The 24,356-nt window shown below is 55.4% G+C and carries 30 protein-coding genes; 23 read left to right on the forward strand and 7 right to left on the reverse strand.

The window, feature by feature from the left end; genetic code table 11:
- Positions 1-95: 95 nt before the first annotated feature.
- Positions 96-509 (forward strand): hypothetical protein, encoded by a 414-nt coding sequence (locus NXS98_RS06100; RefSeq protein WP_283847586.1) that lies wholly within the window; start codon positions 96-98, stop codon positions 507-509.
- A gap of 598 nt (positions 510-1,107) precedes the next feature.
- Here NXS98_RS06100 and NXS98_RS06105 read toward each other — a convergent pair.
- The gene (locus tag NXS98_RS06105; RefSeq protein WP_283847588.1) at positions 1,108-2,631 is read right to left on the reverse strand and encodes an NYN domain-containing protein; all 1,524 of its coding nucleotides are present in this window, start codon (positions 2,629-2,631) and stop codon (positions 1,108-1,110) included.
- Between the two features lie 86 nt (positions 2,632-2,717).
- Positions 2,718-2,924 (reverse strand): helix-turn-helix domain-containing protein, encoded by a 207-nt coding sequence (locus NXS98_RS06110; protein WP_283847589.1) that lies wholly within the window; start codon positions 2,922-2,924, stop codon positions 2,718-2,720.
- Between the two features lie 110 nt (positions 2,925-3,034).
- Here NXS98_RS06110 and NXS98_RS06115 point away from each other — a divergent pair, with 110 nt between their 5' ends.
- From NXS98_RS06115 to NXS98_RS06190, 16 genes are all read left to right on the forward strand, one after another.
- Positions 3,035-4,378 (forward strand): hypothetical protein, encoded by a 1,344-nt coding sequence (locus NXS98_RS06115; protein ID WP_283847590.1) that lies wholly within the window; start codon positions 3,035-3,037, stop codon positions 4,376-4,378.
- Between the two features lie 57 nt (positions 4,379-4,435).
- The gene (locus tag NXS98_RS06120; RefSeq protein ID WP_283847591.1) at positions 4,436-4,891 is read left to right on the forward strand and encodes a hypothetical protein; all 456 of its coding nucleotides are present in this window, start codon (positions 4,436-4,438) and stop codon (positions 4,889-4,891) included.
- Positions 4,892-4,945: 54 nt separating this feature from the next.
- Positions 4,946-5,626 (forward strand): tellurite resistance TerB family protein, encoded by a 681-nt coding sequence (locus tag NXS98_RS06125; protein WP_283847592.1) that lies wholly within the window; start codon positions 4,946-4,948, stop codon positions 5,624-5,626.
- A 324-nt stretch (positions 5,627-5,950) separates the two neighbouring features.
- Entirely contained in the window at positions 5,951-6,439 is a 489-nt protein-coding gene (locus NXS98_RS06130) for a hypothetical protein (RefSeq protein WP_283847593.1), read from the forward strand.
- Entirely contained in the window at positions 6,436-7,257 is an 822-nt protein-coding gene (locus NXS98_RS06135) for a RecB family exonuclease (protein WP_283847594.1), read from the forward strand. Before NXS98_RS06130 ends, NXS98_RS06135 begins: the two co-directional genes overlap by 4 nt.
- An 89-nt stretch (positions 7,258-7,346) precedes the next feature.
- The gene (locus NXS98_RS06140) at positions 7,347-7,688 is read left to right on the forward strand and encodes a hypothetical protein (protein ID WP_283847595.1); all 342 of its coding nucleotides are present in this window, start codon (positions 7,347-7,349) and stop codon (positions 7,686-7,688) included.
- 60 nt (positions 7,689-7,748) lie between these two features.
- The gene (locus tag NXS98_RS06145) at positions 7,749-8,213 is read left to right on the forward strand and encodes a JAB domain-containing protein (RefSeq protein ID WP_283847596.1); all 465 of its coding nucleotides are present in this window, start codon (positions 7,749-7,751) and stop codon (positions 8,211-8,213) included.
- 111 nt (positions 8,214-8,324) lie between these two features.
- A complete protein-coding gene (locus NXS98_RS06150) occupies positions 8,325-9,413 on the forward strand; it encodes an ATP-dependent DNA ligase (protein WP_283847597.1) in 1,089 nt (362 codons plus the stop codon).
- Positions 9,407-9,580, forward strand: a complete 174-nt coding sequence (locus NXS98_RS06155) for a hypothetical protein (RefSeq protein ID WP_283847598.1) — start codon at positions 9,407-9,409, stop codon at positions 9,578-9,580. Before NXS98_RS06150 ends, NXS98_RS06155 begins: the two co-directional genes overlap by 7 nt.
- Before the next feature lie 110 nt (positions 9,581-9,690).
- The gene (locus NXS98_RS06160; RefSeq protein ID WP_283847599.1) at positions 9,691-9,930 is read left to right on the forward strand and encodes a hypothetical protein; all 240 of its coding nucleotides are present in this window, start codon (positions 9,691-9,693) and stop codon (positions 9,928-9,930) included.
- A gap of 28 nt (positions 9,931-9,958) precedes the next feature.
- On the forward strand, positions 9,959-11,416 hold the full coding sequence (locus tag NXS98_RS06165; protein WP_283847600.1) for a beta clamp domain-containing protein: 1,458 nt from the start codon (positions 9,959-9,961) through the stop codon (positions 11,414-11,416).
- A 69-nt stretch (positions 11,417-11,485) separates the two neighbouring features.
- A complete protein-coding gene (locus NXS98_RS06170) occupies positions 11,486-11,644 on the forward strand; it encodes a hypothetical protein (RefSeq protein WP_283847601.1) in 159 nt (52 codons plus the stop codon).
- A gap of 12 nt (positions 11,645-11,656) precedes the next feature.
- On the forward strand, positions 11,657-12,661 hold the full coding sequence (locus tag NXS98_RS06175) for a DUF3150 domain-containing protein (RefSeq protein WP_283847602.1): 1,005 nt from the start codon (positions 11,657-11,659) through the stop codon (positions 12,659-12,661).
- 48 nt (positions 12,662-12,709) lie between these two features.
- Positions 12,710-13,132, forward strand: coding sequence for a hypothetical protein (locus NXS98_RS06180; RefSeq protein WP_283847603.1), 423 nt, complete (start codon positions 12,710-12,712; stop codon positions 13,130-13,132).
- Positions 13,133-13,172: 40 nt separating this feature from the next.
- The gene (locus tag NXS98_RS06185; protein WP_283847604.1) at positions 13,173-13,532 is read left to right on the forward strand and encodes a hypothetical protein; all 360 of its coding nucleotides are present in this window, start codon (positions 13,173-13,175) and stop codon (positions 13,530-13,532) included.
- Positions 13,529-13,732 carry a hypothetical protein gene (locus NXS98_RS06190; RefSeq protein WP_283847605.1) on the forward strand — a complete coding sequence of 68 codons (204 nt, stop codon included), beginning with the start codon at positions 13,529-13,531 and terminating at the stop codon, positions 13,730-13,732. The genes NXS98_RS06185 and NXS98_RS06190 overlap by 4 nt, the downstream gene beginning before the upstream one ends.
- Positions 13,733-13,931: 199 nt before the next feature.
- Here the strand turns inward: NXS98_RS06190 and NXS98_RS06195 are convergent, their stop codons facing one another.
- Positions 13,932-14,780 (reverse strand): hypothetical protein, encoded by an 849-nt coding sequence (locus tag NXS98_RS06195; RefSeq protein ID WP_283847606.1) that lies wholly within the window; start codon positions 14,778-14,780, stop codon positions 13,932-13,934.
- Positions 14,781-14,858: 78 nt separating this feature from the next.
- Between NXS98_RS06195 and NXS98_RS06200 the strand changes: the two genes are divergently transcribed.
- The 6 genes from NXS98_RS06200 (at position 14,859) to NXS98_RS06225 (ending at position 18,400) form a co-directional block, all read left to right on the forward strand.
- Positions 14,859-15,239, forward strand: coding sequence for a DUF1257 domain-containing protein (locus NXS98_RS06200; RefSeq protein WP_283847607.1), 381 nt, complete (start codon positions 14,859-14,861; stop codon positions 15,237-15,239).
- 2 nt (positions 15,240-15,241) lie between these two features.
- Positions 15,242-15,442, forward strand: coding sequence for a DUF2997 domain-containing protein (locus tag NXS98_RS06205; protein WP_283847608.1), 201 nt, complete (start codon positions 15,242-15,244; stop codon positions 15,440-15,442).
- A 316-nt stretch (positions 15,443-15,758) separates the two neighbouring features.
- The gene (locus NXS98_RS06210) at positions 15,759-15,917 is read left to right on the forward strand and encodes a hypothetical protein (protein WP_283847609.1); all 159 of its coding nucleotides are present in this window, start codon (positions 15,759-15,761) and stop codon (positions 15,915-15,917) included.
- A gap of 164 nt (positions 15,918-16,081) precedes the next feature.
- A complete protein-coding gene (locus NXS98_RS06215; RefSeq protein WP_283847610.1) occupies positions 16,082-16,426 on the forward strand; it encodes a hypothetical protein in 345 nt (114 codons plus the stop codon).
- Positions 16,427-16,602: 176 nt separating this feature from the next.
- Entirely contained in the window at positions 16,603-16,902 is a 300-nt protein-coding gene (locus NXS98_RS06220; RefSeq protein ID WP_283847611.1) for a hypothetical protein, read from the forward strand.
- Position 16,903: 1 nt separating this feature from the next.
- A complete protein-coding gene (locus NXS98_RS06225) occupies positions 16,904-18,400 on the forward strand; it encodes a Ycf46 family AAA ATPase (protein ID WP_283847612.1) in 1,497 nt (498 codons plus the stop codon).
- Between the two features lie 84 nt (positions 18,401-18,484).
- Here NXS98_RS06225 and NXS98_RS06230 read toward each other — a convergent pair whose 3' ends face one another.
- From NXS98_RS06230 to NXS98_RS06245, 4 genes are read right to left on the reverse strand one after another with little or no spacing between them, the layout of a single operon-like run.
- A complete protein-coding gene (locus tag NXS98_RS06230) occupies positions 18,485-19,930 on the reverse strand; it encodes a hypothetical protein (RefSeq protein ID WP_283847613.1) in 1,446 nt (481 codons plus the stop codon).
- A gap of 49 nt (positions 19,931-19,979) precedes the next feature.
- Positions 19,980-21,218: a PD-(D/E)XK nuclease domain-containing protein gene (locus NXS98_RS06235; RefSeq protein ID WP_283847614.1), complete on the reverse strand. Its 1,239-nt coding sequence runs from the start codon at positions 21,216-21,218 to the stop codon at positions 19,980-19,982.
- Positions 21,215-23,506: a protein argonaute gene (gene ago, locus NXS98_RS06240; protein ID WP_283847615.1), complete on the reverse strand. Its 2,292-nt coding sequence runs from the start codon at positions 23,504-23,506 to the stop codon at positions 21,215-21,217. The genes NXS98_RS06235 and ago overlap by 4 nt, the downstream gene beginning before the upstream one ends.
- Entirely contained in the window at positions 23,503-24,354 is an 852-nt protein-coding gene (locus tag NXS98_RS06245) for a hypothetical protein (RefSeq protein ID WP_283847616.1), read from the reverse strand. The genes ago and NXS98_RS06245 overlap by 4 nt, the downstream gene beginning before the upstream one ends.
- Positions 24,355-24,356 lie beyond the last annotated feature (2 nt).

Genomic DNA, 24,356 nt, shown 5'->3' on the forward strand with positions numbered 1-24,356 from the left:
AGTAAGGCCGTCACTTTGTTGGTTCTTGGCCGCACCCGTTATGTGCAACTGCCGCAAGAGCCAGTCTGGAAGACAGCCAAAGCGAAGGAGAAAATATGTTGATCACTGTCACCCCACGAGATTGCTTTGATGTCCCTGCAGGGCGTTATCGAGCAACCTGTGTTGAGGCCCACGAACTCTACAAGGAAACGCCCCAAGGCCCGGAACGATACTTGCGCCTGGTCTGGGAACTGGCCGAGGCCCCAGATCGAGATGTCCGTTACCTCGTCGGCAAGAACTACATTCCCGACCTGACGAATCGAAGCGTGCTGAGAAAGGACCTCCGAACCTGGTTTGGCCATGATGTCGACCCCGGCCAGTTCAATACCGACACGCTGGTTGGCAAGGAAGCTACTGTCACCGTTGTCCAGATCTTCAACGAGAACCATGCGCAGCCCTATTGTTGGGTTAGCAGAGTGGACCCGCCATTCAAAGATCCCGAAGACGGCGAAGAGATTTTGGTCGAATAGTGGGTTGGGTGACAACAGGGAGCTTGTGGGTCTTCCTGCAGGCTTCCCTCCATCTATGCCAGAGCCAATCCCCAAAGCCTCTGAACATGATAATCTGGTGCGGAATGTCCATGAGTTGATCAGGGACATCCGCATCATCGTCTCGAAAATCGATCAGTTTCACCTGTGCCTGAGTTGGAGCAGAAAGCCCAGACCCGATGCAACCCCCCCTCAAGAAGGCGATTTCTCAGTTCCAGCCCAATCCTCAAACGATGAGCGAGGTTTTGCGCTGTCCGCGTAGAGGACAAAATGGAATCTCCAAGTGGTTGATTAGGAGGCTACAGCAAAAACACTACCCCCATTTTGGCACGGAAAATGCGGAGCACGACACCCCCCCGATTTTTCACGCACAACCCCAATCACTGAATCGGGTTGCACGGAGCTTGACCACCCAATCGAATCTGGATTAAACCTCTCCCCGACTTTTGCAGACGACTACTCGGGGCTGCATTCGGTGGCGGATGCCACGCGGGCTGCCTTTGACTATACCAATGGCGAGTAGTTCTAGCCAGACATACTTGGCCTCCGCGGTTCCTCTGCAGGAGAAAGTTTGCAGAAGTCATTTTTTCTGGCCTTGGAGAACACCTCCGAGCACCCGGATCAACTCCTCCGCCATTTTGACTCGGCAGCAAAGATCCAGCGCGGGCACGATCAACCAGTCCGACATCACTCTTCCCTTGAACAAACGGTCAGCTTCGTCGGCCAACCACGGGTATTTGGCAATATGGTCTCGATACCTGTCATTGGTCAGGACGGGGCAATCCTCTTTGGCTGCTCTGGCCAAGATGAAGGCGTCAGCGGTTTCTCCACCTGGGACCTCCTGCAGGATGTGTGGCGCTTCCCTGAGCAGCTTTTCGTAGTGCGTCTTGGCATTAAAGCAATTCCTGCCTTGCCTGGGGGGCGGCGCGAGCTTTTCCATTGTGTAGCGAGTGTTGGCGTCAAACACGCACACGAAACTAATAGAGCGCGCCGCCAGCTCACAAAACAGCGTTAGCAAAGCAGCAAAATCGCACTGGTTGGCAGGATTGTAAGACCGCAGGACATTGGTCCCGTCGATGATGATCAGCTTGCCGTCTTTCGTGGTGCAAGATGAGCTTTCAGTCTTTTTCCGGGCAGGGTTTCTGCCGTCCAGTAAAGCCCTCATCATCGAGAGAGATTCATCAATGTTGAGCTTCACCACCAAGTCCTCGATCATCTTCATGGCCGTTCTTGAGGACTGCACTGGCTTGGAATTGCGGCGGGGCTCCTTTCCTGCCTTTGACAACTCTTCCGGGGCCAGAAGCCCAAGGACCTTGCAGGCATCTTGGTGACTGCGGCGGAATCGGGCATAGACCCCCACCGCAACATTGTCTCCAGAGATCAAGGAAGCCACCTTCTTCCGCTTCCTCTCATGCACCTGGCGCAGTTGAGCAAGTTCCCTCCCCAGTGAAGTGCGCTTCGACTGGGCTTCGGGATTGTCCTTGAGTTGATTCAGTTCGGCATTCCTCGTTCTGATCTTCTCGGCAATGGACCTGCACTCTTCCACTCTCTCGCAAAGGTATTTCAGGTGGGCCTGGAGGATTTTGGTGAAGTCGGCAGAAGCTCGTTCCAAAGGGTTGAGGGATTTATGCGGGTTCGATGATTTCTCGTCCTCGCAAGAAGCGGAGCATCGCCCAATAGCAGCCTCGACCTCTTTCTTGACCTCATCCAATTCCCTTAAGCGACCTTGGAGCGTCTTTAACAGCGACAGGCGGTTTTGAACTCGCGTCCTGTGCTGCACTGCGAACACTGGGTTTGGGGTTGGCTCTGCCTCGGGATAGCGCAGGAGTGAGTTTCCGAGGCGATCAATGTCGTTGTTTATCTTCTCCAACAATGCAGATGCCTCACCGATCTCCGTCGTCAACCGCTCCGTTTCTGCGGCCACCATCGTATTCTCCAGAACCTTCCTGGCCCAGAGACAGTGCTTCAGATCGTGGGGTTGCGTGACGTTCACCCATTTGGTCTGAACAACGCGCCTCCACTGGCCCCCAAATGGATTGGGAGGTTTCGGAATGCGTGTTTTCTTTCCAACCAACGCCTCAACAGCTCTTCCAAAAATGGACATAAGGTAGTATCAGTTTGAACGACTCCCATGTGCGGAAGGTGCTCCTCATTCCGGTTTGAGGAACTCGAAACCTCACCGCCGGCACATCACTCCCCCAACATCTCCGAGACCTTGCACTTCAGGCGCTCTGCGAGCTGCTCAAGGGTCTTCAGGGTCACGTTCTGATCCGCCATCTCCATCCGGTGCAGGGTGGAATCGCTCAAGCCGACCTTCTTGGCGAACTGGGCATACGTGAGCTTTCCCCGTTTCTTGCGCAGAAACGAGCCGAGGTTTTTCGCAAGTCGTTGTGCCACATGTGGGATTGTGCTCCCGTCGTCATCCCACATGTGAAAGAAGTGGCTTGCGTCTGTCCCGCCTTTGGGATTAGGCTGACTCCGAAGCCGAAACCACGGAAATCGTTTGCATGAAGATTGTTGTGATGGATTACGGCGAGCCAAGAGGGCTGATTGAACTGGCAGCCTCAGAACGGCTCTGCCCGAAAGGGAATACCGACTACCGGGCTGTCCGCCTGACCTGCCCTCCGGGGCTGCGCCCCTTGGACAACTGCAAGTTGGTGCCGACACTCCTGCTCCTGATCCTGCTGAGCGTTTCTCCGAGTGCTTCAGGTCAATCTGAGGCATCGGCACCAAACGCTGCAACTAAGCAAGCTTACGTCAAACTGGCCAATGCGTTTGCGTTGCCCCTGCTTGAAGACCCCAAGCAAGCAATGTCGAAGATGGACATGGCCCAGGTTATTGCCGCAAGAAAAGAACTGTTTCTCGATCTGCGCGCCATCCCGGGGGTCGGTCCGGAACTGAAAGAAATCATCGCCGACGTCGAAAAGTTCTCCGGGCAGTGCATTGATGACGGCCAACTCCTTGAAAGATTGCCAAAGCCCCCCAACGAAGCGGACAGGACTTTCCGGTTGCTCTACTACGGGGCCACCCTGCAGTTGGAGGCAGGGGAGGAGTTTGGTAAAAAGGTCGATCAAGAGAGAGCCGACGTGCAGGCGGTGGTGAGGCGAATGCTCCAAGCCCAGACGCAGTTGGAGGCTGCCACTCTCCTTTTTCCGAGGATTGCCCGCACTATTGCCGGTCCCACATCTTCGCGGGGTGAAGTGCTCAAGGTCGGAATTTACGAATCATGGGGATTCACGGCCCCTGACCTGCTCAAGTTGGAAAACGTTTCTGACCAAACCCTGCACAATTGCACCGTCGTGGTTGGTCTTCGCGGCATGGAGGGTGAGGTCAAACAAAATGTCCATTTTGTCCCGACTTGGCCATCGCGATCTTGCCTTCAGGCGTACTACGCAGGTGGCGACAAGGTGCTGGGTCAAGTGACGGGCCGGCAGACTGTTACGGGCATTCAATCTGTCGAGGTGATGCTCTTTTGTGATGAGTTGTCATTGTCGCCAGTCAAATACACCTATGCAGGCTCTGCGCGAGAAGCATACATCGGGGCTTGTCTTGACAAGCTATTCAAACCAAAAGCCCGGTTCCGCCCCTTTTCCAAGGGCCTCCTCTTCGACGATCTGCCAGCCGTCATCGTCAGTTTCGAGGGTTTGCAGTGGTTGCCACCCGGCACCCTTAGCATCACGGTAAAAAGTGGCGATCTTTCCGCTGCCCGCGATCAACAATTTCAGACCTGGGTTAAGGGGGGAGAACAGACGGTAGTGTTCAAAGCGCTTTCTTGGGTGCCATCCGAATGGGCAGTCACCTTCCGATTCAACGACAACAAGGTTACGAGAACTTATCGATGGAAGCCTTGATCGTGCTCACTTTGAAACTCTCAACCCACCACATATCGAATCATGAACACACACTCCATGAAACGTGCCACAACCATTTCGCTTGTCTGTTTGCTATTGGCCTGTCTGCCGTCACAGGCAGGCCTCTTTTCTGACGATCCACTTGAGCTTTCCGCCAAACCTGTCCCGCGCCTCTTAGCCGACGACGAACTCCACTTTCAACTTGCAGGCAAGTGTTCCGGTTTCATGCTCTACCAGCCCGAGCTGACGCTTGAATTGGTCTATTCGACAGGAACTCAAAAACTGAATTGCAGCACCGAACTCTGGGCATTCGACAAGCCGCTTGTAGTCAAATTGCCAAACGGGCTGAAAAACCTGCAGTCGTATCGACTGACCGGCAAGGTTCGCCAGATCACCAAGTTCAAGGCGAAGATGAAGAGGACAGGCGACTCCAAAAGGGATTTTGTGGAGAACCAGGAACCGGTTACGGGCTACAAGAAAACGATAGACGCGAAGTGGATTGTGGGCCCTTGACCCGTGGCACTGTTCTCGCCGCACCTCTCACGGAGCAACAGGAAGGAGCGATACATGTTTGGTGACCTGTTCATGAATCAGTGGCACGCCTTCGTCATCCGTCTCGCCTTCAGTGTAGCCCGCGTGGACGGGGCAGTGAACGATGCAGAAAAGCACGCCATCTTACGCCTGACCCAACTGCTGCGTGACGGAAAAGCCGTGGACTGGCAGCACAAGCTAATCCTGCAAGGGGTCAATTCCCGTTTGCTCCCGGAGAAGGACGCCGCTGAACTGGCTCCGCAGTCGCAGTTGCAGACTGTTCAGTGGCTTCACACGGTGTACTGGATGCTGGGCATCTGTTGCGCAGACGGTCCTCTGAATGAAGCCGAGATGGATTGGTTGCGACGGCTTCAGGCAGCAACCGCATCGGAACAATACCTGATGATGGTCCTGGAGTTGTTCGCGTGGAGGGAGAACGGCAAATGGGGCGTGGCTGACTCTGACAACCAGGTCGATGGCATGGTAGTCCTCAATCCCAACTCCGGCGGTTGGAGTTTATTGCGAGAGATGGATTCTCAAGGGGTGGCTGCTTGCTCGATGTGTTATGAGCAAAATCGTCTCCCTGACGGCGAGAATGCCAAATTCGCCAGGTGTGGAGCATGCCACATGTATTTAGCATTGAGCAGCCGACAGGCCGACAATGTGTGTTGCATGACGACCAGGGACTTCGGCCCCATTCCACAGGCGAGTTCCTAGCAAGAGGCCCCTCCCGTCTCGTTGGGTGTGGCCTCTGGGTGGTATGATAATCCGAAACCCATATCCACCCATGAACCTCATCATCGGACTCCTCATCATATTCGCCACAGTCATGTTCAGCATCGCCATTCAAACGTTCCTCCCCCCCATTCTTGGCTGGCCCTTGATGGCCTTGATGTGGGCCGGGGCACTTTGGATCGTCTATGGGAAACTTGACAAGTAGGCGATAAACCAACCCCTCCCGTCACCCCCACCCGGCTCTCTCAAAAGGAGCCGGGTGGCTTCGTTTTCAGACCAATCAAAACCATCAACCAAAGGAATCAAATGATCGTCCTCGAAACCAACTACAGCAAAAAACTCGGCCTTCCTGGCTACTCTTCCCATCAGTTCAGCATCACCCTCAAAACCGAGATTGCTGACCTTGCCCAAGTCCAAACCGAGAGCAACCGCCTCTATCAACTCCTGCAGCAGAGCGTTGATGCTTCGATCAAGGAAGTCGGTTTCCTGCCCACCGAAGTCCCCATCCAGAACAGGAACGGGAATGGCAATGGAAACGGACACCACAACGGCAACGACACCTGGGAATGCAGCGACAAGCAAAAGGCGCTCATCCTGAAGATCGTCGAGGAGCACAAGCTCGACAAGAAGGAGATTGAAGCCCTGGCGCAAGACCGGTTTGGCAAAGGTGTCAAAGCCCTGAACAAGCTGGAGGCGTCTCAAATCATCGAAATCCTCCTCCAAGAACACAGCGACAACAACAAAGGCAATGGTCGTCGCTTCGGCTCGCGTTACCAGAAAGCAGGTGCCAAGTGATCGCCGTCCTCGATCCAGTTCAGGTTGCTGCCAGACCTGAGCCCAACCCCACGGAAGAACTTCAGAAAACAGTCTCGGCCTCCCGGCTCAACTGCTGGCTTCAATGCCGGCTGAAGTTCTTCTTCCGCTACGTCCTCCAACTTCCACGACCTCCCTCCGCTGCCATGTTCGTTGGCAGTATCGCCCACCAAGTCCTCCAGCAGTGGAACCACGGGAGATGGCGAAAGGAGCCGTTCCAGACTGAGAAGTTCAAAGCCTGGTTCGACTCGCAATGGACCGAGGAGCAGAAAACCTCCAAGATCAAATGGGACGATGACCAGGCCGATGAACGCGCCTCTGCCTGGAAAACGCTGGAACACTACTTCCTCGAAACGCCCATCAAAGCAGATGAGCGTCCAGAGGCGGTGGAGGTTCCGGTTGAAGCAGACTTGTCTCATCATGGTCTGCCCAGGCTCATTGGCATACTCGACCTCGTGAGGGCTGGCGGAACCATCGTGGACTTCAAGGTGACCGGGAAGACACCAGACCCTGAACAAGCCATCCACCAGCACGAGATCCAGCTCTCCTGCTATGGCGTCCTCTACAGGGATGCCACCAGCAGGAAGGAGGCGGGTCTTGAACTGCATCACCTGGTCAGAACCAAGACCCCCAAGCTGATCGTCACCCGCATTGGCCCCATCACCCAGCAGCAGGAAACCCGGCTGTTCAAAGTGATGGAGTCCTACGTTGATGGAGTTGGCAGACAGGACTTCGTGCCTTCTCCCAGCTTCGGTTGTGCTGGCTGCGAATACTTCACCGAGTGCCGGCGCTGGTCGTAAACCTTCCACCCAGCCGGGTACACTCTGACAGATGAAGCCCACTGTGGGCAGGATCGTTGTCAGGTGTGCCCGGTCCTCTTTTCCCCAACATGCACCACTTCATCATCCAATCCATGCTCCAGTCGCTTAAGCCGGTCCTGAAAGACAAGGCCAGGGCAGAGCGCCTCCTGGAGTGCTTCTGGCAGGACAAAATCGCGCTGGTCTGGGACACGGAAGATGTTCATCGGGCAGCTAACGAAATCGAGGTGGCCCTGACTGAAACCGAAGCCCGTGAACTCCTCCATGACCTGCACGAGCACCACAACCCGCAATACGGCCTGCAATGGAAAGACGTCACGGAACAAATCCGGGATGATGTCCTGGGCCGTGCAATGACCAAGCAGGAGGTGAACCGCTTTGTGAAGAAGGACATCCTCACCATCCACCGCTAGCCAACCCTCAACCAACTCAGAGCCGGGTGCCCTCAGAAGCATCCGGCTCTTTTCATTTCCATGACCCTCAAACCCTACACCCCACACGAATTCAAAATCATGCGAGTCCGCGAATGTCTGCCCATGACTGAAACCGTGGACACACCCGAAAGAGCTGCTGCGTATTGGAGAGCCAACATCCCTCAAGCGCCGTGGTTCGATCCCGCCAAGGAAGCAGTGGTCGTGCTGGTCCTCAACACCCGCAGACGCATTCTTGGCCACAACCTCGTCACCCTGGGCTCGCTGGATACCTGCATCGTGACCCCGCTGTCTGTGTTCCGGCCTGTGATCGTGATGGCCGGCAGTGCGATCATCCTCATGCACCAGCACCCATCAGGCGACTGTACCCCATCTGAAGGGGACATCAGAGTGACCCGTGACCTAATCCGCGCTGGTCAACTGCTCAAGATTGATTTGGTGGATCACGTCATCATCGGCGAGCCCAACCACGCCAGCCTCCGAAACATGGGCTATTTTTCGATTTAGGAGTCCGCTGCATCCCACCCCATCCCCAGAGCCGGAGGTCAGCAGTGGATCTCCGGCTCGCTCTCTTTGTCCCCAAACCATCAACCAAAAACATCAAACCAACACAACATCATGCCAACCCTCGTTGAAGAAACTCTCGACAAAACAACCCTCTATTACCGCGAAGGCGGTTCCGACAAGGTTTACCAGTGCGCGATTGAACCCGCTGGCAATCGCTTTGTCGTGAACTTCGCCTTTGGTCGTCGCGGCTCCACGTTGAACACCGGCACCAAAACCAATGTGCCTGTGGATTACGATGCTGCCAAACGCATCTACGACAAGCTGGTGAAGGAGAAGACCGCCAAAGGCTACACCCCTGGCCCAGACGGCAATCCTTACCACAACTCGCCCAAAGCAGACCGTTTCACCGGCCTCCTGCCTCAATTGCTGAACCCGATTGACGAAGCCGAAATGAACCGCCTGCTCACGAATGACAACTTCTGTATGCAGGAAAAGTTCGATGGGCGGCGCATCCTGATCCAGAAGCAGGGCACCACAATCACTGGTATCAACAAGAAGGGCCTGGTGGTTGGTCTGCCGGAATGTGTCGTGCAGGCGGCTCAGTGCTTGCCTGGCGACTTCATTCTGGATGGTGAGTGCATCGGGGACACGTTCTTCGTGTTCGACATGCTCTCCAACCACACCGATCTGCGCGTCCTGCCCTATCGCCAACGCCTGGTGCAGCTCTACAATCTGATCGCCTCGGCTCAACAACGCGCCATCCGGCTGGTGGAAACCGCGTTCAAGCACGATGAAAAGCAACGCCTGCTGAAAGACCTCCGCGCTGCCCGAAAGGAAGGTGTGGTGTTCAAGCTGTTGACTGCTGCTTACACGCCTGGTCGTTCCAATTCCGGAGGTCCCCAACTGAAGCACAAGTTCTATGCCACGCTCTCGGCAGTGGTCGCCAAGATCAATGCCCAGCGCAGCGTGGAGATTCGGTTGTTGGGTGATGACGGCTGGCAGGCGGCGGGCAACGTCACCATCCCAGCCAATCAATCCGTGCCACAGGTCGGTCAGGTGGTGGAGATTCGCTACCTCTACGCCTTCAAGGAGAGCGGTGTCCTCTACCAGCCCGTGTTCCTGGGCCTTCGCAGTGATGTGGAGCCAATGGAATGCCTCGCCACGCAGTTGAAATTCAAAGCCGAGGAGGACGCATGTTGATCAACCGCCGCCACGTGAAACTGTTCGCGTTGGAGATGGCCATGGCTCGCGCCCACAAGTTCACCCGCGTCAGCCAGGAGTTCTTCCTGAAATGCGAGGCGAACCTGAAGGAGTTTATCAGGGGCCAAGTGCATCGGCATCCCTCTGTCGGCAAGACCATCCGGTAGTCCTTTCTCCCCAAAGCGAACCAGTTGGTTCGGTCCTCCGGCAAACCGGCACCAATTGGTGCCGGTCACTTGGCCAGCCATGCCTTCGGGTGTGGCTGGCCATTCTCTTTATGCAAACCATCCAAAAACCGCCTCTTCAACGCGGCCCCATCCGTTACCGCAATCATTTCCGGTGGCGCGTCATGCCTCCGGATCACGCTGCGGAACACGGCTTCTTTGATCGTTCCTTCGAGAACAAGAAGAAAGCTGTGGCCTACCAGAAGCAGGTCAAAGCCAAGTTCCCGGATCATCCCTGCTGCCTGATTGATACAGGACGCTGGTATGACTCCATGGGGCGCATCATCCATTAACCCTCAACCAAGAAAGCAACCCCTCATAATGAAGAACCTCATCGAACTCCCTGTCTCCGAACTCAAAACCGCGCTGGCCGGCCTCAACAAGATCGTCAGCAAGTCCACCTCCCTGCCGGTCCTCCGCAGCATTCGGGTGAACCGCTCCTCGGAAGGGCGGGTCATCCTCGAAGCCACCGACCTCGACACCGCTGCCTGCTACGAGACTGTGAACCAGCAGCCCAATGCCGCCTGCGAAGTCCTGGTCCCCATTGAAACGCTCACCAAAGCCGTCAAAAACTCCGCCAGTAACAGCCGCATCGCGCTGCTCAAGGAATCCAAGACCGCCCTCACGCTCCGCACCTTCATTGGCGAAAATCCCGTGGACCAGAAGATCGAAACGCTGGAACCCAAGGAATGGCCTCCGGTGCCTCGCGCTGAACTGCCACCGATTATCCTCGACCAGAAACTGCGGGAAGCCGTGACCGATGCGATGGAATGCAGCAGTGAGGAAGCCACCCGGGCAGCGCTTCAAGGAGCCTGGATTGATCCAAGCGATCCCCAGGCGCACTACGTTCTCGGCACGGATGGGCGGCACCTCTTCACCGCCAACTCCTTCTGCCTGGACCTCAAGGAAGCCGTGCTGCTGCCCAACAAGAAGTTCGTGCAGTGGAGCGGATTCAAGGAGGACGGCGATTGGAAACTGTCGCTGATGCCCGCCAAGACCAAGGATGAACAAGCTTGGCTCCAGTTGCAGTCCGATCACTGGACCTTCCTCAGCCGGCGTCAGGATGCGACCTGTCCGAATTGGCGTCAGGCTGTCCCTTCGCCTACCGATGCCAAGACCATCCTCCAATTCAGTGAAGCCTCGGTGGAGTTCCTGCAACAACTCCTGCCCAAACTGCCCGGCAACGACGACATCAACCGTGGCATCACCCTCGACGTCACCAAGACCCTGACCGTGAAGGCCCATGCCAGAGGCTCCTCGGATTGGACCAGTGTGGTGGTGCCGGAGGTGAAGATCACCGGCAAACCCAACCTGATCTGCCTTAACCGGGATTACCTGCTGAAGGCGCTCAGTTTTGGTCTGCACAACCTCGACCTCTACGACGAGCTTTCGCCGATGGTCTTCTCCACTGCCGGCAAGCGAATGGTCGTCATGCCCATCCGGCTGGAAGCGACTGCCCCTGTGCCCCAGCCTGAAGCCCAAGTCGCGGAGCCTGCCAAGGAATCTGCCACTGCCACACCCAACCCCGAAACCCCAACCACCGAAAGGAACACCATGCCGAAAGCCACCGAAACCCAGACCGCCGAGACCGCTGAGTCCCCGGTCAAATCCCTGGTGCAGCACATCGAAACCATCAAGGAATCGCTCAAAGGAGTGGTCCGCGATCTCAATGACCTGCTGGACCTGGTGAAGAAGACCGAGAAGGAGAAGAAGGCCAGCGAGAAGGAAATCGAGGCAGTCCGGGAGAAACTGCGCGAGATCCAGAGCGTGAAGATCTAGCCCGTTCTGCCAACCCTGAAGAGCCGGATGCCATTCATGGTGTCCGGCTCTTCTTCATGAAAGGACTCCATGAGAATCAACAACAACTCCGACCTCATCGGGTATGGCATCGCAGCTCTCATCGCCGTCGTGGTGCTCTACAGCTTCTGGCAATACATCGTCGGCGCTCTGGCTCTGTTCGGACTCGGCTACGTGATCCAGCAGATGAACCGCAACAACCGCGGATAGAAAGGAGATTTCATGCAAAACCAACTACTCCAAATCCTGACCCGCGAGGGTGTGCTGGTAAAAGTCAGCATCCGTTACTGGCGCGGCACGAAGAAGCTCAAGCCAGAGGACATCGGGCTCAAAGAATCCCAGGTGTCAGACCGTTTGATTTCACTGGGCCACAAACGCCTGCTGCCCAAAGAAGCCCTGTCCGCATTGGCATTGGTGGAAGGTCGTGCCCATGCTTTTGTCGAATCGAACACTTTTCCTTTCCTCAACGGCCTGGCCCACTTCGTTCCCAATCCTCGTTTGCAGGAGGTGAACCAGAAGCTCAAGGAACTCGAAACGGAGTTCTGGCAGGCGAAGAAGGCGTTCCTGGATCAATACGCCACGCTCCGGAAGAACGCTTCAGCAGAGTGGAGAACGATGGCGAAGAAGCTGGTGGCTGATCCCGATAGACTAGTCGCCGCCATTGAAGCCTCGTTCCCGTTTCCCAACCGAATGGACCGCTACTATGGATTCGACGTGCAGTTGTTCCAGATTAGCGTGCCCGAGAAGTTGGGTTTGGATCTGGTGACGATGGCAGACCAGCAGGAAGTGATGCAGGCTCGCCAGAAAGCCGCCCAGGAAGCGTCCAGCAAGATTCGTCAGGGCGTGGAGAGTTTTGTTTCAGGTTGCGTGTCGGCTTTGAGGGAACAGACGGCGCAACTTTGCTCCGACATGCTCCAATCCATTCAGTCCTCCGAGACCGGCGTCCACCAGAAGACCCTCAATCGTTTGCTGCGGTTCATCGAGCAGTTCAAGCAGATGAACTTCGCCAATGCCCGGGTGATGGAGGAAATGCTGGAACGTATCCGTCGTGAACTGCTGACCCGGACTGCTGAGGAATATCGGGACAGCGCCAAGGCCAGACAGGTGTTGGTGAACGGTCTCACCCAGCTTCGCCAGCAAGCCTCAGAGCTGGCCCGACAGGATGCCTCCGAACTTGTGCAGCGGTTTGGGAGCATGGGCGTCAGGAAGTTCAACCTCGCTGCGTAAATCTGGCTGCACTGGTTCATCCCGGTGCAGCCTCTTCAGAAAGGAAACATGGCCGATTATTTCACCAACTTCAGCCTGGTCGTGAGCCTGCCCAGTGAAGCAGCTCAAACCTACGCTCTCGAACTTCACCATCGAGCCAGCCAAGCCAGTCAGGGAGATGACCTGCCCAAGGACTTCCCCAAAGAACTGGAAGGTGCCTTGGAGGATTGGCAGTTCGACCTGGAAGCCGATAGTCCTGTGGGCAACCACGGGCTTTGGCTCCACTCCATGAACGGTGGTGTGGATGCCGTGTGCGCGTTCATTCAACACCTGCTCCAAAGATTCGATCCACAGGGCAGGGCGACGTTTGAGTGGTCGCATGATTGTTCCAAGCCTCGCACTGACGCATACGGAGGTGGGGCTGCAATCGTCACCGCTCAGGAGATCAAAACCATCAACACCGCGCAATGGCTGGCTGAGAATGCTGGCTGAGCGCGCCAACCTCAACTGAATCATGGGAGACCGTTGCTACATGGAAATCACCTGTCGCCGGGAAGACCAAGGCCGATTCGAGGCGCTTGGGTTCACGGCTCAGGGATCAACCTCGCCCTTCGTGGAGATGGTGGATGAACAAGCCAACTACGCTCACTACGGCAATCTTCCCACCGACATTCCTTATCACGGTCATTTTGGAGCCGGCAGCGAGTATGGGCCGGGCAAAGTGGTGTGTGATGGGAAGGTGCGTGCCGAGGTGGATACCGGTCAGAGTGGCGGCTTCGTGGTGGACTGGGACGAGAAAAAGAATCGTCCCTCCCTGCGCAGCCTGAAAGCCATCCGCCGCTACCTCAGGACGCGCAAGAAAGTTGGAGAACTGTTCACCCAAACAACATGAGAACCATCACCGTCCATCGGCTCGTCCTGCAATTCGACGCCGATCAGATCACCAAAGGAAACCAACAACAACAAACCAACCAAGCCATTGACCTCATCAATAGGGTCCTGCAGCGAGAACCATTTGGCTTGGGCGCACAACTGATTGCCCACCCCGACGAAATCGAGGTGGAAAGCGCCAAGACAAATCTCGCTGCATAACCGAGGAGGGCCAGAGGTGTGTTGGAGGGTCGCCATAGCCCTTCAGCCCCTCTGGCCCTCCTCACCAACCCCAACTCTAGCAGCCATTCCAGGCCGCTAACTCCCAACCACAATACCGCAGCATACTGAGGCATTTCCTGTGCTAGCGACTTGTCTTTTGAGAAGCGCCTAATCCCCCATGACTACTGGACGCAAGCGGTTACCCTCTCGTTGATTTCAAGTGTTTGCATCGCAACAGCCGCTCCACGGCCTTTTCGTAAATGCTCCGGGGACCGTGACACCGGATCTCCTGGATTCTCTCTACACGCCCAACTTCATAGAATCCAACGCCTGCTAGAACAGGCTCTGATCCAACGATGTCGGTTACAGTGGACCGGGACGTCTTCTTTGAGAGAGGAACACGCCATACTCCACCACCGCTCATTCCCTGAAATGTCGGGATCGCATCACTCTTCGGCCCATAGGTGATGCCGAGTTCCAAGAAGTCATAGCTGTTCTTCCATCGCCAGCGCCTGGATATGCCCGAGGCGGCGCCCCAACCTTCGAGGAACAGCACTTCACGAAAACCGCTCTGCGGAGCGAGCAAATCCTTCTGTAGATCGGGGTATCCTGAAAAAATGAAATAGCCGGCGTTGGGGAGAGCATTACGAAGTTTGATGGCTCGTTTATGTTTCAGGTTGTAGAATTGCTTTTTTGCCTTGATCGTTCCGATCAGTGGCTCAGGGAGAACGATCAACGAAAGGTCCGGTCCAGTTGATTCTCGTTTCGGTGTCGCGATATCAACAAGGCCACAGTATTGCAGTTGCAGTTCGTAGCAATGGGCGAAGTCGGCAACCAGGAGTCCGAGTTTTTGAGAGCTGTTGAAATCAAAACGACGACTCGGATCGTGGGGGTTGTGGATGACATGGTGAGCGGTCAGGACACCGAATGTGTTGCCACACTTGATGAACGTGCCGGACCCGACCAGGTTGCCATCCAAAATCAGGGCTGTCGAGAACTGGCTGACAAAAGCTGCAGCATCCTCTTGGACCGGATCTGGAATCTGCACAATCTGGAGCCGGAAATGTCTTCGTTCTCGCCTCACAGGAGAAAGCATTCGTTCAACCTCATTAACAATCAACCATAAATGTTGATGTCACACTTCACCACCATTAAAACGCAGATCAAGGACATCGAAGCCCTGAAATCCGCCTGTGCCGAACTGAACCTGCCGGTCTTGGAAAAAGCACAGGCGCGGGGCTACTACGAAAACAAGACCCGAGGCGATTTCGTCATCAAGCTGAAAGGCCCGTATGACATCGCCGTTCAGAAGCAACCCGATGGCACCTTCGGCCTGACGGCTGATCTTTGGAATGGCCACGTCGAACAGGAGGTCGGCCCCAACTACGGCAAGCTCCTGCAATTGTATGCCGTCCACAAGGCGATGAAGGAGGCCCGCAAGAAAGGCCACCTCGTCAGCCGCCACAACAAACCCACCGGCGAAATCAAACTCGTCATCCAAGCCTGACCATGAATACCAAACGAACCATCGAAATCATCGTCTCGCCAATTGGCGAGGTCTCCATTGATGCAGTCGGTTTCAAGGGTGCGGATTGCCAAAAGGCCACGGCATTCCTGGAGGAGGCTCTGGGGGTGGTCGGCAACAAGACCAAGAAACCGGAGTTCCACCAGGTCGCCCAGAAGAATCATCATCAAACACTGGGCGGGTAAACCTGCACAGAACTGCATCTGGAGCCTCGGCAAGTCATTGTCCGGGCTCCATTTGTATAGTTGCGGGCCAGATTCATACAATAACCGGATTTGGCTCGTAAACCTCCGGGAACGGCTTCTGAGCGATCCTCCTGTCTGTCGGGCACGGCGTGGCCTCCGTCCTGGCAAAAACGCTCCAGAAGCCGTTTAGGATCTAAATTCAGCCCCTCCAACCCCTCGCGCCGATCCACATGCCAACTCCAACCCCAAAATGAACGCTGTCCTCACCTTCAACCCCAACGGCACTGGTTCCTGTCTCTAAACCGAGCTGATCGATTTGTATTCGATTGGCCGGCTGGAGGTGTCCCGTGCCTCCACCATCGAATTCAACAATCAAACTCAGCGCTGGGAAGTCAAAGACCACCGTGGTCATCTGCAGTTCTTTGCCCGCTCCCGCTCTGCCTGCCTCGAATGGGAACACAACAACCTCGGTTGACGGACCATGCCATCCGTCAACAAGTCCATGCCGCTGTCCTTCGCCGTTATCGGGAGTGGTATGGAACCCGGCACATGGCCAGAGGATCCTGCCTTTACTGGACGCTCACCGGCCTGGGCATTCTGCATGGCCTGGGACTTCGAACTTTGCTTCAGGCTGGCTCGATGTCCTGGCCCATTCTTCCTGCTGATCTGGATGACGGTCAGGAGCCAACGCACTTCAGCTACGAGTGGTCCCCTTGGCGCGAAGAAAGCCAAGCCGCCTTGAAACTGGGACTGCTGCCGGAAATTCACATGTGGATCGGTCTGCCGGATCAAAACGAGCTGGTTGACTTCTCCACGAAATGGCTGCCCAAACAAGCCGCCCTGGATGGTCTGGTCTGGCGAACTGAACCTCCACCCGACTTTCTTTGGTGTGGTCCTTCTGATCTCCCGGCTGGCGTCATCTACCAGCCAAACATGGAGGCCATTCAATTCGCCCTGAACTTCATCCGCGCTCACCATCAATGAAAACCAAACCTACCCGCCTGTTCTTCAGAGATGGGCGGGTGTCAACCTTCCGTGATCCCAAGCTCGCCTACCTGACCTGGCTCTCGCTGCCCCGTGGAACCCGTGTGGCTTTTCGTGGCCCTGGAGACAACCGGCCAGTGCAACCTTGGGACTTCGCGGACAAACCCAACTGAACCATGACCAAACCCATTCGCCAGGTGTGGACATTCAGGTCGGACTCCAATCCCAATCAGGAATACCAGACGCTGCAATACACTGACGGCTCCACCTCCTGCGCGTGCAAAGGCTGGACCCGTCGTGTGGCTGCTGATGGTTCGCGGTCCTGCAAACACACGCGCTGGATCGACATGGGAATCGCCGACCACCACTGCATCTCCACGCACAACTACAACCATCAACCTCAACCCACCAACCATCATGCCCCAACCAAAATCAAAATCCTGCCCCTCCTTGGACGCCGCAAGTTCGCTGTCTGACATGGGGAGCAAACTCGTCAATTATCTCCAAGCCGGCTACCCCGCGCTTTATCTGGTGTCCCATGAAGACGCCAGGGTTGAAGCCGAGTTGAGCCAGGTCGCCAGTGCCATCAACTACAACCTCTGTTTCTGGTCCGTCATCTCCGGCCTGGTCGAAACCAATTCCAAGAAAGTTCACCAAGCCCAGGAGCCTATCGAAGCCCTGCAAGCCATCGAATCCCTGCCGGAGAAGTCCATGATCCTGCTGAAGGACTTCCACCTGTTCCTGGCAGACGCGAACCCCATCCTGATCTGCAAAATGAAGGAGGTGCTGGCTGAAGCGAAGACCAAGAACAAGTCCCTCATCATTCTGGGCTGTCGTCTGTGCCTGCCTCCTGAACTCGAAAGAGAGATAACAGTGCTGGATTTCGCTCTGCCCAACAAATCTCAACTCGGACTGGTTCTCGACGGCATTTCAGAATCCGCCATGCTCCAGAAGATCCAGGATGAAGATCGGGAGAAGATTCTCGAAGCAGCAACCGGCCTCACCACCATCGAAGCAGAAAACGCCTTCGCCCTCTCTTTCGTGCAGTCCAAAGCCATCGATCCCGTCCTGGTGGCTAAGGAAAAAGCCCAGGCCGTGAAGAAGAACGGGCTGCTGGAGATCGTGGAGACCAAGGAGAACCTGGATTCAATTGGCGGGCTGGATGTGCTGAAAACCTGGCTGCTCAAGAGAAAGTCTGCCTTCAGCCAAAGAGCCATGGAATACGGCCTGCCCACTCCAAAGGGCCTGCTCATTCTCGGAATCGCAGGCACAGGGAAAAGCCTCACCGCCAAAGCCACTGCCAAGGTCTTCGGGGTGCCATTGCTGAAATTGGATGCAGGCCGGATCTTCGCTTCGTTGGTCGGCCAGTCTGAATCCAACCTGCGCAGTGTCATCCAAACTGCTGAGGCCATTGCTCCCTGCTGTCTGTGGATTGACGAGCTTGAGAAGGGGTTCAGTGGCAGCAAATCCTCGGGATCAACTGACGGCGGCACTTCAAGCAGGGTGTTCGGGTCATTCCTGTCGTGGATGCAGGAGAAGAAGGCACCGGTGTTCGTCGTGGCCACTGCAAATGATGTGTCCCAACTTCCGCCTGAAATGCTACGCAAGGGCAGATGGGATGAGCTGTTCTTCGTGGATCTGCCCAATCAATCCGAAAGGGAAGCCATCTGGAAGATTCAGATCTCCAAGTATGGCCGGGATGCAAAGGACTTCGACATCCAAGTTCTTTCCAAGGCCACGGATGGCTTGACCGGCAGTGAAATCGAAGCCTGTTTTGTGGAGGCTCTGTATGCTGGTTTCGACCAGGACACCGAGCCCACCGACCTCACCATCGCTCAAGTCCTCACCGATTTTGTTCCGCTGTCGAAGTTGATGGCGGAGCAGATTGGGGCATTGAGGAACTGGGCGAAAGGCAGGGCCAGGTATGCCACTTCTTCGGTTCCTGAAAAGGGACTGAGGAGGCTGGCGGCGTAGTTTGAAAGAGGAATTTGGCCTCGGGCTGGATTCCTCTTTTTTTAGCTAGCGAGGCTCTCTCGGTCAATCATTGCGGCTGTGCTTCTACTGCGCAGCCTCAAGCAACGGCTGGAGTGCCTTTACCTTGTTCGTAACACGCGAGTCTAGTCTCCACTTGTCAGGTGGTGCTTGAAGACCCGTCAGAAAGTCTATGAGTTCCGCCATAGCAGGAAGCGCTGCTTTCTGCTTCATCCGCGTGAGCAACTCCATATACTTGTCACGGCAAAGCTTAAACTGAAGGCGACTCGCTATTGTTGGATCTTCAAATGCTAAGACGGCCATCATGGCTTTGGCGATGTCAAATTGTTCGATTAGCTTCAAATACACTGGCTCCGCCGCCCATGCGACACCATTTCCATTCGTTAGGTAAACATAAACCAATGTTCTAACGTACTTTTGAGCGATTATTGAAGGAATAGCGCCGTGGGAGCCAACTAGATTCGCTAACTCCTGCGCAAACGCCGGTTCGTTGTAAAAGTTATTCATGGCGTTATGCACAGTCAACAACCTGGTAAGAACTTCCTCCAGTTGGACAGCCTTCAAATCCTCAGGCAGGTATTGCAGCCCCCCAACAAGAGCAAGAAACTGGTGTGCAAGATTCTTAGAGCCTTGATCATTGGAAGCCACGAACTTCCCGTACTTCACGCCAAAACCTCCCCGCGTCGCTTCCGAAACACGCAACCAGAGGGTGGGAATCAGCTTGTGAATGTTGTCCCGCGTTGATGGAGAAGTATCGTTGCGGGTGTAAATGCCAAACAATCCTGCAGCGAGGCTGTCCACTTGTTCCTGGGTAAGGTTTGCAAAGAACACCCCGATCTCTTTGGCGGACTTCTCGTCCAACACTGTGGTCTTGATACTTCCCAGCAGCGACTTTATCTCCACTGTGGCGTTGGAGAGCGGCAGTGTTATTACCTCTTTGGCACACGTTTCAAGCCACGACAGCAACTGCAAGCCGGTGATTTCGTTTTGATTGGGGTGCGCTGCGCTGACCCAATTGCGCATAAAGCGGATGTAGTCCAGGTGCTTGAAACCAATCTCACCGATCAAGCCTATCGCATGGGCACCGCGGATAAGTTCGTCGTCGGATATTTTATCAAGGTCGCTTGCGTCCTTTAGGTGCTTCCTTCGCTCTTCGCTACTTACTGCATTGTCGTAAAAATAGGACAGGTCATACTGCGCGACGCGAGTGCGTAACTGAATAATGGTTTCATCCCATAAGTAGTTGAGGGCAGCGTCGAACAGTCCAGTTGCCACAGCGGATACATACTTGGAGAGATAGACCGCACTCAAGCGATCTGCATGAGGGATGCGGCGTACGACTCTGGCGATGTTATCGAGGTTGACCTTGCGCTCTTCAATTCCCGCAAGAATGCCCTCGTGGGGCAGGTCGTGAAGTTTGAGGAATGTCAGAAGCTGGGTTTCAAAACGCGCCACCTCGACGATTTCCTTCGATTGCTGTTGAACGATGAGTTGTTGGTCGGTGTTGCTCATAGCGGTGTGTATTGGGCGTCTGGCTGTCGGATGGCCAATGGGGACGATTTCATAAACCTTTGGGTGCAACGATGACGATGATACGCATGCGCTCAGTTGTCTCTGACAGGTCCCTCTCCAGCGCCGTGGGTTTGTCGCAGTAACCCTCCGGATCGTAAACAAAGCAGATCAGGGTGCGGCAATGTGGATGCGCTCTATATCGCTCTTTGTCCTCAGCCAATTGGGCGGCAACGTCTCTTTGTCCCAGATTCTTGCGGGTCATCTTGACCTCGACAACAACTTCCTCAGGCATCAGGAGAAAATCCATGCGCGCCGAGCTTCCTCCGCGACTTGGCGTGGTTTCCTCGGGACGCACATCGTCGAAGTGCAATCGCAGCAGAGCGTGCATGAGATCCTGCACGTCATACTCGTCCTCGAGTGGGAAGGTCTTGCGTTTGTCGTGTCGCCTCTGCAACTGCTTTGCAAACAAAGGGAAGCGTCTGCAAATGGACTCCACCAAGAGTGCTGCATCTTGTGCGCCCCTCGACAGAACCCACGTGTCAGCAATGGCCGACTTCAGTCGCGCCTGGGTTGCCTGCCGTATTGAAGAGATGAGAAGTGCGGCCTCTGCCAAGTCGCGCACATCCAGTTCGGACTCCAAGGTGACTTGCAGCAGGGCTTCGTCCAAAGGTCCGAAGTTCTGGGTAGCGAATGAAACAAAGGTCTGGGAAACGCCTCCGAGCCATCGAGCCAGCGCCAACTCCTGTAAACGCAACCCCGTCCATTCTCGTGGTCCGTTAACTGGCTTTTGCACTCCGAGAATATCGCCGGCGAACTGGTGCAACATCCCGTCCCAAAGGTCGCTCTCGCTTCTTTTTCCCAGCTCCGTCAATGCCGCTTTCAGCCAATCGATCTGGTCGCTGGCGCGCTGCTTACAGCAAGAAAGACCAAGTGCAATTCCGACGACTTCCAGAGGGCGAAACACGAATGATGACCGATCCACAGGGAACAGCTCCCGCTTCTGGAGCTTCTCCAAAGCTTTCAGCCAGGCCGTCTCGTCTGGGAGAGCAGATCGCCAAAGATCCGCAGCCATCGCAATACCAACAGCAGCGAGCATTGGTGCTTCGTCGAGACGTTTCGCATCCAGGGTAATCCTCGCCTGACTGAGCGACTGTGGCACCTCCCCGACCTTTCTGTAAACAAAACCGGCGAAGGCGAGAGCGGGTGACAGAGCGCCAACGCTGCGGTTTTGGAAGTCCTCAAGGCGCGCCAACTGGGCGGCGAGACTTTTGTGCAAAGCGTCGCTCATAAGAACCATTTGCTTGCGCGGAGCTTGATGTTGAGCATCGCAGGGGACCAGTCGGGCACGCTGCGCATCCGGCTCAAAAGACCGGCAATGAGTTCGCTGTAGTAAATCGTCACGGGCAATTTCGCCGGCAGGGTGGATCGCCACGACAGCGATGTGAACTTCAGCACCTGTTCCGTCAACGAAGCCAGATCACGGTAGGTCGATTCTGGATGAATATGCACCAACAATGGCAGCGGCAGCGGGGACACAGTGCGCTTGATCAACTCGGGACCATTCGTGCTGAGAAGCCGCGTGAAAGAACCAAGCTGGGCAATCATGCCTCGATGCGGCACCAGCACAGCCTTCAGCACGTTTGGATTCTTCTTTTGCGGCACGCCCTTCTGCTCCCGATCAAAAAGCCGAAACGGATGCTGTTGCGTGACCGTCAGGAATGCGAACTCCACGCTCTGCTCATCTCCAACTGTTGCCACGCAGTCCTTCATAATCTGAGCAAGCTCCAGCTTCTTCAGTGGCTTGAAGGAATGCACGACGACGCGCACTGTATCTTTCGGCTGCCAGCCGTTCCGCTTTTTTATCTCCTTCAGAATCTCCACGGTGGATCGTTGAAGGACTTCGGGGTAGGTGTCGTAGTTGCACTCCGTTGAGAGATTCGAGAGAAGGTAGTTGCCATCGCCTCGAAACACCGTCGTGATTCCAATGAACCGCTTGCGCGCTTCGAACCGACTCTCGCCAATCTCGCAAGTGCCCAAGCCAATCACCAGTTCATCAGCGATGGTCAAGTCGTGGTCCACTGTCCAGGGAATGCCGTTCAGCTTCGCGTAGAAGGCAACTGCGATGTTTTGCAGGAGGAACTGCAGGCTGTATTCGGACTGACTCATCGTGGTCACACGGACATCCTGGACTGGAATCCCGGCCATCAGCAGCACAGCCTTTGAGTGAAGGTATGGATTCTGTTGGTCCGGTAGCCTGGCATGCTCATCCAAAATCGTCACAATGGCCGCATCAAACTGACCGTTTCGGCTCAGAAACTCCTCGATGGTCTTTCGGTAGATCTGTGCTGGGCTATCATTCTGCTTGGGAAACAGCGGGATGCGGCACGATACAAACTCCGGATTGACCAGCCCAAAGGTCTTGGCGAAACCACCGGCATAACGGCTGTTGGCGACGCCAGTGATGCCATCCCGCAAATATCGCAAGAAACGTTCTGCGGGCCCCTGCACAGAATCCGGGAAGACAAACAAAATGCGCGGCGACTTCTTCGCCAACGTATCGCGACTGAAAGGCCCATAGTCCTCGAGTCCGGGCCATGCATACCTGCTCCGCTTGCTACGAGCAGAATCAAAGCAGTAGTCAACCGGGGGAGCTTGAACTGTGGTCTTGTACGTTCCCACATTCTGCACAGGGATACGCTCTCCCACCGAACACTGGAGGTCCGAAGAAAGGGTGACCGGGGATGCCTTGCGCAAATAGTCCCCCATACGCTCAACTCGCTCATCAAGGGCATTGCCAACCAAGACACGCGCTTCCTGTTCCTGTCGCTCACTGTCGAAAGCACCATACATGTCCCCCAGAATGCGCTTCAGACAGTGGGCAAACGAAGCCCGCGAGCCTTCCACATAGACATCATCGGCGAAGACCTCCGCCTGGTTCCCGTATGCTTCAGAAAGAACGACCCTCTGGCCGATCAGTTCTTTCACGCGGCCAATTAGCCGGCGACCCTTTGGATCAGGAGTCCGGCGCACAACATAAAGTCCGGCAACATCAACTCCAGCCGCCTTGAGTTCGTCCAAATGGGCAAGAATTTGCCAGTTCGTTGCGATGTCCACGAAGAGACCCACTCGCAGCTCGTTTTCACGCAATTCAATCAACCTGGCGTCCAACTCAAACGTCAGCGAGATTTTGAACTTGCCAACTACAGGCGGTAGGTGCTTGAGCTTGGTCAGAATCGCGGCGACAATTTCATCTTTCTGCGCCCTGAATTTGAATGGTTTGCGCCGGAATGCTTCATATTTCGGGAATTTCTCTGGAAGCACTTCTGTCAACCGTCGTGCCAGCAAGGAGAGATGATCGGCGACCTTCAGCGTTTGTGCTTGCCCGAATGGCTTGGATGGGGTCGCGCACTTCGGCAGCCCGTATGCAACTCCGTCGTGCCAGTGGATAAACCACTCGTCCCCCAGCGCCTCCCGAGTGGGCTCCAACTGCTGGTTGTCAGGCATCGGACTGACGAAGGCAGTAAAATCCTGGCTGGTGAATTCAACGGAAAAGCCATTGAGGAAAAGATTGCTCATAATGCGCCCTGCCGTGTTGTCCCTTCTTCCGTGCCATCCTTGGTCGCTCTTGCTAGCGCCGGCCCCAGAATGTCTGCGACGTCAGGGTAAAACGACGCGATGCCCTTCAAAAAGAACCGAACATGAGTGGCTACCAGCGCATTTACGTGATGAACTGGATACGCCCATTCGTTGAGGATTCCCGTTAACTTGTGCGTTCTTCCCGTCGTCTTCCACAAGCCTCCCCCGCTCACGCCGAAGGGGTGTGGGGCTGTAACGTCTCGGTTGTTCTGAATGAGGTGGCGCTTGTTGAAGCCTACCACAAAATGCTGTCCAGGGGTCTTCCCTAGCATTTTGTACGTTTTCGGCGGACAGCTATTCGTAAAGCACTTAAAGCGGTTCGCTGTGACCTTGGCAGTGGCAACATTGACCTTTCTGTTCTTGGTATGGGGAAAGCCGCATGCGAAATACGTTGCTCCAGGCAAGGGCGGTGATGTGGTGTCGCAATCTTGAACGCCCACTGCGTTAACCGCATCCAAGGCTGCGGATGTGCGTTCATCTAGTGCCAAAATACCGACATCGAATGGATCATCGCGGTGATCGGGATACTCTGAAGGCGAGCAATGTTTTTGCCCTTTGAGGATCACCGAGGTGGTGGGGGTCACAACAAAGAGTGTTTTGTCCCTGTTCTGATCAAAAACATGAGCAGCCGACAATGCGAACAGTCTGGGACCCACCCGGAGAAAGATGCAGGAACCGACATGGGGGACATGTCGCCTGTCAACCTCGACACGCAATTGGAACACGTAAGAAGCCATTTCATTTGCTAGGGCGTTTTTGGCGGCTTCTTGTTTTTGGGTTAGTGCCATAA

This window comes from Fontisphaera persica (assembly GCF_024832785.1).
GTDB lineage: Bacteria > Verrucomicrobiota > Verrucomicrobiia > Limisphaerales > Fontisphaeraceae > Fontisphaera > Fontisphaera persica.

Coding starts and splice junctions, on each gene's coding strand:
- NXS98_RS06185 (WP_283847604.1), top strand. CDS start 13,173: ATGGAAATCACCTGTCGCCGGGAAGACCAAGGCCGATTCGAGGCGCTT.
- NXS98_RS06140 (WP_283847595.1), top strand. CDS start 7,347: ATGCACCACTTCATCATCCAATCCATGCTCCAGTCGCTTAAGCCGGTC.
- NXS98_RS06125 (WP_283847592.1), top strand. CDS start 4,946: ATGTTTGGTGACCTGTTCATGAATCAGTGGCACGCCTTCGTCATCCGT.
- NXS98_RS06155 (WP_283847598.1), top strand. CDS start 9,407: ATGTTGATCAACCGCCGCCACGTGAAACTGTTCGCGTTGGAGATGGCC.
- NXS98_RS06100 (WP_283847586.1), top strand. CDS start 96: ATGTTGATCACTGTCACCCCACGAGATTGCTTTGATGTCCCTGCAGGG.
- NXS98_RS06220 (WP_283847611.1), top strand. CDS start 16,603: ATGACCAAACCCATTCGCCAGGTGTGGACATTCAGGTCGGACTCCAAT.
- NXS98_RS06225 (WP_283847612.1), top strand. CDS start 16,904: ATGGGGAGCAAACTCGTCAATTATCTCCAAGCCGGCTACCCCGCGCTT.
- NXS98_RS06190 (WP_283847605.1), top strand. CDS start 13,529: ATGAGAACCATCACCGTCCATCGGCTCGTCCTGCAATTCGACGCCGAT.
- NXS98_RS06180 (WP_283847603.1), top strand. CDS start 12,710: ATGGCCGATTATTTCACCAACTTCAGCCTGGTCGTGAGCCTGCCCAGT.
- NXS98_RS06145 (WP_283847596.1), top strand. CDS start 7,749: ATGACCCTCAAACCCTACACCCCACACGAATTCAAAATCATGCGAGTC.
- NXS98_RS06200 (WP_283847607.1), top strand. CDS start 14,859: ATGTTGATGTCACACTTCACCACCATTAAAACGCAGATCAAGGACATC.
- NXS98_RS06215 (WP_283847610.1), top strand. CDS start 16,082: ATGTCCTGGCCCATTCTTCCTGCTGATCTGGATGACGGTCAGGAGCCA.
- NXS98_RS06160 (WP_283847599.1), top strand. CDS start 9,691: ATGCAAACCATCCAAAAACCGCCTCTTCAACGCGGCCCCATCCGTTAC.
- NXS98_RS06130 (WP_283847593.1), top strand. CDS start 5,951: ATGATCGTCCTCGAAACCAACTACAGCAAAAAACTCGGCCTTCCTGGC.
- NXS98_RS06175 (WP_283847602.1), top strand. CDS start 11,657: ATGCAAAACCAACTACTCCAAATCCTGACCCGCGAGGGTGTGCTGGTA.
- NXS98_RS06120 (WP_283847591.1), top strand. CDS start 4,436: ATGAAACGTGCCACAACCATTTCGCTTGTCTGTTTGCTATTGGCCTGT.
- NXS98_RS06150 (WP_283847597.1), top strand. CDS start 8,325: ATGCCAACCCTCGTTGAAGAAACTCTCGACAAAACAACCCTCTATTAC.
- NXS98_RS06170 (WP_283847601.1), top strand. CDS start 11,486: ATGAGAATCAACAACAACTCCGACCTCATCGGGTATGGCATCGCAGCT.
- NXS98_RS06235 (WP_283847614.1), bottom strand. CDS start 21,218: ATGAGCGACGCTTTGCACAAAAGTCTCGCCGCCCAGTTGGCGCGCCTT.
- ago (WP_283847615.1), bottom strand. CDS start 23,506: ATGAGCAATCTTTTCCTCAATGGCTTTTCCGTTGAATTCACCAGCCAG.
- NXS98_RS06205 (WP_283847608.1), top strand. CDS start 15,242: ATGAATACCAAACGAACCATCGAAATCATCGTCTCGCCAATTGGCGAG.
- NXS98_RS06245 (WP_283847616.1), bottom strand. CDS start 24,354: ATGGCACTAACCCAAAAACAAGAAGCCGCCAAAAACGCCCTAGCAAAT.
- NXS98_RS06165 (WP_283847600.1), top strand. CDS start 9,959: ATGAAGAACCTCATCGAACTCCCTGTCTCCGAACTCAAAACCGCGCTG.
- NXS98_RS06105 (WP_283847588.1), bottom strand. CDS start 2,631: ATGTCCATTTTTGGAAGAGCTGTTGAGGCGTTGGTTGGAAAGAAAACA.
- NXS98_RS06230 (WP_283847613.1), bottom strand. CDS start 19,930: ATGAGCAACACCGACCAACAACTCATCGTTCAACAGCAATCGAAGGAA.
- NXS98_RS06115 (WP_283847590.1), top strand. CDS start 3,035: ATGAAGATTGTTGTGATGGATTACGGCGAGCCAAGAGGGCTGATTGAA.